Source organism: Pseudoalteromonas sp. Isolate6 (assembly GCF_022398435.1).
Taxonomy (GTDB): domain Bacteria; phylum Pseudomonadota; class Gammaproteobacteria; order Enterobacterales; family Alteromonadaceae; genus Pseudoalteromonas; species Pseudoalteromonas galatheae.
This window is the reverse complement of sequence record NZ_JAKEVK010000189.1, coordinates 1-9,174: the sequence shown is the minus strand read 5'-3', so window position 1 is coordinate 9,174 and position 9,174 is coordinate 1. Positions and strand designations below refer to the sequence as shown.

Annotated in this window: 7 protein-coding genes; 6 read left to right on the top strand and 1 reads right to left on the bottom strand. The window is 40.5% G+C overall.

What is annotated here, in order from left to right; all coding sequences use genetic code 11:
• Positions 1 to 230: 230 nt before the first annotated feature.
• Entirely contained in the window at positions 231 to 779 is a 549-nt protein-coding gene (locus L1D50_RS18720) for a YkvA family protein (protein ID WP_128727102.1), read from the top strand.
• Positions 780 to 870: 91 nt separating this feature from the next.
• On the opposite strand, the gene L1D50_RS18715 is transcribed toward L1D50_RS18720, so the two are convergent.
• Positions 871 to 2,649: a PDZ domain-containing protein gene (locus L1D50_RS18715; protein ID WP_239966577.1), complete on the bottom strand. Its 1,779-nt coding sequence runs from the start codon at positions 2,647 to 2,649 to the stop codon at positions 871 to 873.
• 177 nt (positions 2,650 to 2,826) lie between these two features.
• Here L1D50_RS18715 and L1D50_RS18710 point away from each other — a divergent pair, with 177 nt between their 5' ends.
• The 5 genes from L1D50_RS18710 to L1D50_RS18690 all read left to right on the top strand — a co-directional run bounded on the left by L1D50_RS18710 (position 2,827) and on the right by L1D50_RS18690 (position 9,171).
• Entirely contained in the window at positions 2,827 to 4,359 is a 1,533-nt protein-coding gene (locus L1D50_RS18710; protein ID WP_128727100.1) for a GGDEF domain-containing protein, read from the top strand.
• Between the two features lie 311 nt (positions 4,360 to 4,670).
• A complete protein-coding gene (gene ppnN / locus L1D50_RS18705; RefSeq protein ID WP_128727099.1) occupies positions 4,671 to 6,014 on the top strand; it encodes a nucleotide 5'-monophosphate nucleosidase PpnN in 1,344 nt (447 codons plus the stop codon).
• Between the two features lie 5 nt (positions 6,015 to 6,019).
• Complete coding sequence (gene xni, locus L1D50_RS18700) at positions 6,020 to 6,790, top strand: flap endonuclease Xni (RefSeq protein ID WP_128727098.1); 771 nt, start codon at positions 6,020 to 6,022, stop codon at positions 6,788 to 6,790.
• 138 nt (positions 6,791 to 6,928) lie between these two features.
• Positions 6,929 to 7,327, top strand: coding sequence for a DUF3192 domain-containing protein (locus L1D50_RS18695; protein WP_128727097.1), 399 nt, complete (start codon positions 6,929 to 6,931; stop codon positions 7,325 to 7,327).
• A gap of 152 nt (positions 7,328 to 7,479) precedes the next feature.
• Complete coding sequence (locus tag L1D50_RS18690; protein WP_138523650.1) at positions 7,480 to 9,171, top strand: hypothetical protein; 1,692 nt, start codon at positions 7,480 to 7,482, stop codon at positions 9,169 to 9,171.
• Positions 9,172 to 9,174: the final 3 nt, after the last annotated feature.

Here is a 9,174-nt window from a genome sequence, read left to right as displayed (position 1 = left end):
GTTTAGTTCTCAAACGCTATCATCATCATTTCTAACTACACAGTGTGAAAACCGCTGTATGCCTTTTAACCGATGGGGGCGATGGCTGTACATAATAGAGAAAAATTCGTGTTAAAAGTGTAATTTATGAGAAGACTTCTGAAAAAGATGTGCTAGTATCTAAGATTATTGCAATAAGTTTAACTTTTTGCTTAAACCATTAATAATAACAACGTTGAGGGAGCACAGACGTGTCTATAGAAATCAACTTTGAACTCTCTGATTCAGATCTTGAACACTTCCGTGGAATGATGAAAGCTGCTATCGAAAAAAGTGGCGATGTAAGTGATGCCGAAATCATTGCTAAAGCGCGTGATTTAGTGGCAACGATGGAAAAATCCAACCTTCCTGAATTTGTAAGCACTCGTCTAATTTCGTTACAAACACTAATTGACGCAGTGTTAGATGAAGAATGGCAAATGCCTGAAGATGAAAAGCGTGAGATCATGGCTTCTCTTGCTTATTTCAGTGAGCCAGAAGATATCGTTCCAGATCATATCCCTGTACTGGGTTATGTGGATGACGCGATTATGATTGAACTTGTATTGCAAGAATTGTCACTAGACTTAAAAGCATACCGTGAATTCTGTGGCTTTAGAGCTACTGAAGAAGCAAGGCGTGGTGATAACGCCAAAGTAGACCGTGAAAGCTGGCTAGCAGGTACACGCTCTCAGATCCGCTCTTCTATGCGTAGAGGCCGCTCTAAGAACCGTTCACGCTTCTTCTCTCGCATTATGTAAGTTAAGTTGTTCTAAGTTAAGCTAATTGCGACTGAGCTTAGGACTACGGATTTAAAAGGGCTGATAGTTATCAGCCCTTTTTGATTAGGCATTATTTTATTTCATTTGGGTGAGAAACACCCATCCATGCTTTATAAAGTAATGCTTGCTCGTTTGATGGGTTTGGCATGAATGTTATTTTTTTAGGCTTATCATGGTCACGGTCAAGCTTGATTTTGGTATTCATTAACTTATCTCGACGGATAAAATCTATTGTGATTGTTTGACCTGGCTCGAAGTTTTCTAAGCTTGTTTTTAAATCTTTACGAACATGGTGCTTATCAAATGCAACGATAAGATCGCCTGCTGTTAACCCCGCTTGCCATGCATTTCCTTCACGAGCCACATGGGTCAGCTCCAGTAACTCACCCTTTTGCCTTGCCATACCATTTAAGCCAGCAATCACTTTTGCCGACTCTGGATAACCATAAACAAGCCCTACTTTGTCGAATAATTTGTCAAAATCTATATTCGCTGGCGTATCAACATATTCATTCCACCAAGCACTATAGTCTTGGTCTGTGAGCTCTTTTAGGATGTTTTTAACATCTTCGCTGGTGAAGCTGTGTGGCAGTTTGTGCTGTTTGTAAAGCGCTTTATGAACGTCACGGTAGCTAATTTTTCCGTTTGACTTTGCGAGTAAGTCAATATCAAGCGCCATGGATACCAACGCCCCTTCTGAATAGATATTGGTGCTGTAATTTATCCCATGATCGCCACCTTGATTGATCCATTTATCAAAGCTCGTTGCTGCGACTGACTGAATATGACGACCAGGAGTTTTCAAATGACGGTTAACACGCTTAGTCAGCATGTTAAGATATTCATCATTGGTGGTGATCCCTGCGCTTAGCAGTAAATAATCCTCAAAGTAGCTGGTTGAGCCTTCTGCTAGCCACAATAAATCAGTGTAGTTTGGTGCGACGTAATCATAAGGAACCATACCTGCTGGGCGATAGTTTTTGACATTCCACGTGTGAATGAATTCATGTGCTGCAGTAGAGATAAAACCAATGTAATCATCTCTGTCTTTAAAACTGTTCCTATGTCTTTGAATAATCGTCGAGTTTAAGTGCTCAGTTGCCCCTCGTGCACCACTGGTTGCATGCACCATAAAGACATAACGGTCATAAGGATAATCGTGCCAAATAAGCGTGCCGGTTTGAACGAGTTTTTTAAGATCAGCGAGCATTTGGTCAACGTCATAGTTGCCGTTGCCCCAAATAACTAATTCATATTTACGGCCATCTACCTCAAACTTATGCAGTTGATTAATGCCAGTTTCAATAGGGGAATCTAACAATATGTCATAGTTATCGGCTTTGAAGCTATGTTTTGAATCGGCAAAGTCCATACCGGAAACAGAGCGCCAGTCTTTCGGAACATTGAGTTCAACAGATACAGGCTCAGATCTGAAAGATTCACTAAACATCAAAAAGCCAGATGCATCGATAAACGCGTGGGTGTCGTCTATGTGTCTGGCTCGAAGACCTAACTCATTGGCATAAATCTGGTATTTAACCGTCAGTTCGGTCGGCTCGCTAAGGTGTACACGCCATGTGCTTTTATCAATTTTTTCCCATTTTTGTACTTGTCCGTTTTGAGACTTGGCGTCAAAAAAGCGTACGCCATTGGCTAAATCCAATATCTCGTAGCGACCTGTGCGCCAATCTGGGAGTTGCACATCAATGCTTGACTGTGAGGATTTTGGAAACTTTACTTCCACTTCTGCGAGGTGATGCTGTGGTTGCGTAATTGAAATACGGTAGTCGACGTCAGCATAAACACTAAATGTTGCTGTACATGCTAAGGCAATAAGACTTTTCTTCATTATTATTTGTCGGTAATTCGAGATATGATCAATTTACCAAATCAGCAACTTACACGCTAAGTAATATCGATGAGTAAACAGCAAACTCCGATACGTTACCACGTTAAATTTCTGCACATAACGACCTAATTTGTTGTAGACTTAATAACTAAGAGATTATTTTATGATTGGAAATCTGTGACTGACAATGCCTTAATGCTCGAGCAAAAATTAAAGCAAGCCATCGAGGCTAGAAAAACGCTTGAGGATGCAAGAAAACAACAAGTAGAACTTCTAACTCAGTTTGCTGCAAAGTTATCCCTCGCCTGCAAAGGGCAAGATGTTTCGCTTGATAATCAGCTGGCTAAGTTTCGTACTGTGCTTAATAAAGGTGTTGATTTTGAGCAGCTAGCGCCGTTTATCGATGGTATCTCTGAGCCATTGAAGTCTCAAGAAGTGACCAACTCCAATAACCAAAAAGCGTTGCAAGTAGCGATTCAACAAAGCGGCAAGTTGCTGCAAAAGCTGAAAGGCTTGCCAAATGAATCACGCAGAAAGTTGCGTCATTTGTTAGATGTTGAACTTGAAGAAATTAACTCCACTAATGCTTACATCCCAGTGCTAGAGTCTTTAGTTTCAATTTATCACACCGTTTTGCAATCTAAAGTAGAAGTTAGGGAAGAAACCGGCGATGGCCGTCATCCTGAGTTAGCTGCAGAGCTTCAAGCTTTAATCAACGAATTAATTTTCGAAGACGAAGTGATAGAAAAGGTTAAAGAGATCCGGGCAAGCGTTGCTGACGATGACAGTTTAGATAATTTATATTCTGCAGCGACAGAGATCATTAAAATTATTGCGCAAACGATTGCCAAAGAACGCCAATCTGCGCAAGGCTTCTTAGTTTCTTTAAATCAGACACTAGAAGAGCTACATCGTTCTATTGTTGAAACAACAGCACGTTCAAAATCAACATCTAAAGAGCTGCAATCGTTAAACAATAAAATTGAATCAAAAATTCAGAACTTAAATCAGCAAACCCAAAACGCCAGCTCAATAACAGAACTTAAGGCCTTGGTCGATAATGAGTTGAAGCTATTGAGTGCAGATTTGATAGCGCGTGAAAAACTCGAAAAAAATGAGCGAGAGGCGCTGCTAGACTCCTTTGATGCAATTAATAATCGAATTAACATTTTAGAATCTAAAGTTTCAAATTATAAAAAACGGCTCAGTGAACAAAAATTCAAAAGCTTACTGGATAGCTTAACCAAATTACCAAATAGAGCCGCGTTTGATGAGCGTCTAACCCATGAAATGCATTTATTTGAGATTAATGACTCAGATGTGACTCTAGTTGTGATCGACGTCGATCACTTCAAGTCAATCAACGACCGCTATGGACATAGCGCGGGCGACAAAACATTACAGGTGATCGCAAGAGCGCTTAAAAAGTCTATCAGGAAAAGCGATTTCATCGCACGTTACGGCGGTGAGGAATTTGTCTTGCTAATGCCGGGGATGCCATTGACTCATGCGCAAAAACCGCTTGAAAAAGTCAGGCAAGTCATTAAATCTATACCATTCAAATTTAAAGAAAAAGAAGTCGAAATTACGATTTCTCTCGGCGCTACTCAGTTTGTCAAAGGGGATACAGCGCTCAGTGCCTTTGACCGAGCCGATGCTGCGCTTTATGAAGCGAAGAACAGCGGGCGAGATAGGCTATGTTTTAAGTAAATAGAGTTAACTTGGGTAAAGGCTGAGTGGCGAGCTTTTATACTCGTCCCCGCTTTGCTTAGTTATACCAATTCGTTTAATTAAGCGTTCTATTTTGAGGCAAGAAAATCTTGTCGATAACACCGCTACCGCGTCCTGCTATCGCCAAGGTACCTACATCCATGTAGGCAAGGCGAAAATTTTGCTGTTTAGTTGTTCTAAATGAGAAATTTTTAACGCAGTTAGCGTCTGATTTGCTCCTTCAAATTGAGCAAGTATTAAGACTAGTTGGTATTACCACCCGCTGCGCATAACAAACAAGGAGTAAGCCTATGCAAATAGAGCTAAACCCAACTGGGGTTCTTAACTTATTATCAAGATTGGAAGTCGATTTACTTCAGCAGTCAACCACAAGTGAGAGGTATAGGCTTTTTAGAAATTGTGCATTGGCGGTGTTGAACGTAGGTAGCCATACTGATTCCAGCTCAGAAATATACGATAAATATGAAGATTTTGATATTCAGCTACTCGCACGTGAGCGAGGAATAAAAATTGCGTTAAGCAATCCCCCCGAGTCAGCTTTTGTCGATGGTCAAATAATTACCGGTATTCATGAGCACATATTCTCTGTGATCCGCGATATACTTTTTATTTGTCAAAAATACCATGGTGAGAATAAATCTCCGGTGGAAATTACTCATATGGTTTTTGACATGCTGCGTAACGCCGATGCGCTTGAAGTGAATAAAGACCCTAACATGATTGTCTGTTGGGGCGGTCATTCAATCAATGAAGTTGAATACAAATATACCAAGGAAGTGGGCTATCAACTGGGCCTTCGTGGTCTGAATATTTGTACTGGTTGTGGACCAGGAGCTATGAAAGGGCCAATGAAAGGAGCTACAATTGGCCATGCCAAGCAACGGATCTCTAATAATCGTTATTTAGGGTTAACCGAGCCCAGTATTATTGCCGCTGAGCCGCCTAATCCTATTGTTAATGAATTAGTGATTTTGCCTGATATTGAAAAACGTCTAGAAGCGTTTATCCGTATCGCACATGGCATTATTATTTTCCCAGGCGGTGCCGGAACAGCTGAAGAGCTGCTTTATTTACTGGGTATTTTGTTACATCCAGAAAACGAAAAGCAATGTTTACCTGTGATCTTAACTGGCCCTAAAGAGTCAGCTGCATATTTTGAAGAGCTCAGTGCTTTTGTTGAAAAAACACTTGGGAAAGAAGCCCTGTCTAAGTTTGAGATTATCGTAGACAATCCAGAACTGGTAGCCAAAAAGCTCAAGCAGTCGATGGCAACGGTGCGTGAGTATCGTAAGTCTCAGGGTGATGCCTATTACTTTAATTGGACATTAAAGATTGAAAATGATTTTCAGCATCCTTTTTCACCGACGCATGAAAATATGTCTGGCTTAGACTTACACTTAGCGCAACCAAAACAATTACTGGCCGCTAACTTAAGACGTGCTTTTTCTGGTATTGTTGCCGGTAACGTGAAGGATGAAGGTATTACAGCAATTAAACAGCACGGTCCGTATGAATTAAGTGGTGATAAATCACTGATGGCCGATATGGATAAGCTGTTGGGTGCATTTGTAGCTCAAGGGCGAATGAAGTTACCTGGAAGCAAATATATACCGTGTTATAAAATTAAAGCTTAGAGTGAATGAATAATTTGTTGTTAATAGATGCGCTTAACCTTATCAGGCGCATCTATGCCGTTAACGAACCAAAAGGTAATAAAGAACAAGAGGCTCATATTAAGGCCTCTTGTCTTCGTGTAGAGCAAGCTACTCGTAGCTTGTTACGTAAAACGGGGGCGACACACGCCGTTGCGGTCTTTGATGGTGATAAAAGTTGGCGTTATCACTTCTACCCAAAATATAAAATAAGTCGTCAACCTATGCCCGAATTCCTAAATCATAACCTCGATAAGTTTTCAGAAGCGTTTGCAAGTGTTGGTGTTAAATCATTTAATCCCGAACATGATGAAGCTGATGATGTGATAGCGACACTTGCTTGTAAAGCCGCTGCCGCCAATGTTAACTGCACGATAGTATCGACTGATAAAGGCTTCTTACCCCTGATCAATGATGCTATCTCTGTGTACGACTATTTCAAAAAGTCGATAATTTCGCTTGAAGATATCAAAAGTCGATTTTCTGTGACCCAAAGCAAGCTCGAAATGTTTTGGGCATTAAGTGGTGACAAGACGAACGATATTCCAGGTGTTGCTGGGGTTGGTGTCAAAACAGCGCAAGAGCTGCTTGCAAAGCATGATGACTTTGAAAATATGCTAAAAGATGAGACAGTAAAGCCTGCTGCAAAAGCAAAATTAGAGGCCGGAGCAAGCGATTATGTTACAAGTCTGGCACTAGTGACACTAAGGAGAGATATTGAAATTGGCTTTAGTTTGAAGGATATACGAGTGGTTTGAAGGGACTTTTTATTGGCAATGTATTACATCGTCGCTAAGCGCTAGGCTAATGTAGGTGACTTTGATATATTGCATGCAAGCGTATCTCAGTTTTGTTGATACAGAGTCCATTTTACCCATTCTTTATTGAGCAGTTAGATGATTAGGAAAATATTACAGTACATATTTCTTGGCCTTGCGGTTTACGTTACTGTGGTGTTTCTCGTTATCAACTACTATAAAGATGATCCGCAAGCGATGATTTGGCAGGATCGAGAAGCATTTAATAATCGTTTCATTCGTAACCTTAGCCTTGAAAAACCAACTGAGTTGGATACAGTATTAGATACCTTGGGTAGTCCGGATCTAACGTATGTAAAGAAGAAACAAGATAATACGATTTTACAAATTGTATTTTATCGTACTCAGCTTGTAAAACCGGACGGGATTACGACGGAAGATGAATGTACTGGATTATTATTTGAAAATGGCGTACTGAAGCTTTGGGGTCCTGGTGCAAGGGTTACATTTGATAAAGTGTCATACCAATCAGATTAATGTTCCAACCAATTTTAAGGGTGAAATAACATATTAGTTTCGTTAAAAACGCCTCATTTAGAAAAATTAGATAGCAAAGTTTTTGTCTTGCGAGTAGGGCTGTTTTTCTGCTTAGCAATAGGCCGTTTACTTAATAAAATTGGTAAAGTTTGATGGACGCAAGGATAGTCACTAGTAAAACACTGTTTGCGATAGCTCAGGGCACACACAAAGTATTACGTCTTTATTATCACAAAGAAAAGTGGTCATCTATTTACCCTACCCTAGTTAAACTTGCACAGCTTTATATGGACTGTTACGAGTCCTCCCCTAGCAGCTTGCATGGACAGCTTGGGCTTTATTCACAAAACTTGGGCTACAACACCAATCTGGTCATGAATCAAAATGTGTTGGTTTGTATGGCTTGTCATCACTTAAATTTCTCGCGTGCCGTAACTGAAGAATTATTGCTTGCGAGTTTTGCAGACTATTTATGCGTTGCCCGCGAAAGCGACCAACTTGCAGCGGGTAAAAAGCTAGACGCGCAGCAAGATAAGCTTTGGAAAGTTCGACATCAACTGGCAGTACAAATACTGAGTGATGGACAAACACCGAACTTGCAGTGCTTGCGAGTTTTATCTCGCCTTTCAAATTACGACAACAAACTAGTATCCTCTATTCCCCAACGGTTTAATGACCATGCTTCTTTGATCGTGGCAATTACTCATCGAATAGCAAGCCTAATAACACCAACCTATAGACAAAATAGTATGGCTTTAGATCGAGCAATTAAGCTTCTTTATGGCAAACTTAATTACACTTTTGCATTAAAGGTACTGAGTGCAATTGCTGGGGCATTTGTAAAACATCCCGCGGGAATGCTGTGTGAAATTAAGGGCGAAGTGGGCTTTTTGGTGATACAAAGTAGTAGTGAGAAAATAATTGCTGTTGTTGAACAAGGGCAAACTAAAAAGTTGGCGAAGGCCAATCGTAGGTTCCAATTCCACTGTAGCTTGACCACAACGACAGATGCTAATCTCCTATACAATATTTGGGATAGAGCCGCTGAACCAGTAGTACAACCTTTTGGTTCGGAACACTCACATTTATTAGCAACAGTAAAAGCATTATCTCACAGTCAATTTCAGAGTATTCGGGCACTTGAAAAACTGATTTGTGAGTTTGAATCAGTTTCAAGTGCGGTGCAGATCGCAGCAAAGCAGTATAACCGTGAAAATCTAAAAGCCGCATCCGTTAGGCACTCGCTTGCAATGGTGGGACTTGATGCAGCAGGGTTACTGGCGCAGCGGGTGTTGCTTGAACAAATTATAACAAATCACAAGCTTCCTTTTACAGAAGATGTCGTGCATAAATACGGCATAATCAGTCAAATCATTGCCTTATATGTGGGTGAGAGTTATGGTGAACAATTTGAGCGTTTGTTGTCGCCGTTCGCAGCAGTTATTGTGTTTCTGGTGACTAAACAAGGGGTTGAGATCCAACATGCTACTGCGCTCCACTCTCGTGAGTATTCAGAAGAACTAGTATCAATTGCTAACCTATTTGGGATCCGTGCAATAGCAAAAGAAAAATACCTAGACTTTAATCAGCAGTACTTTGAAAGAAGTATTCTTCACAAAGCCATGCTAGAGAGCGAAACGCTAAACAAGTCTCAGATCAATGCTCAGTGTAGACTATTCATTTTTATAAAACTGATTGCACTTAAAGTGATATCACCAAATTTTGTGTTAACTGCCTGGCAAAAGCAATTAGTTGACGATGTTTTAGCTGAAAGTCGTTTTGTTACCGCACAAAAGTTCGATTTGGCGTTACTAGAGACTGGATTTTACTCATCTATTGCCTGATAT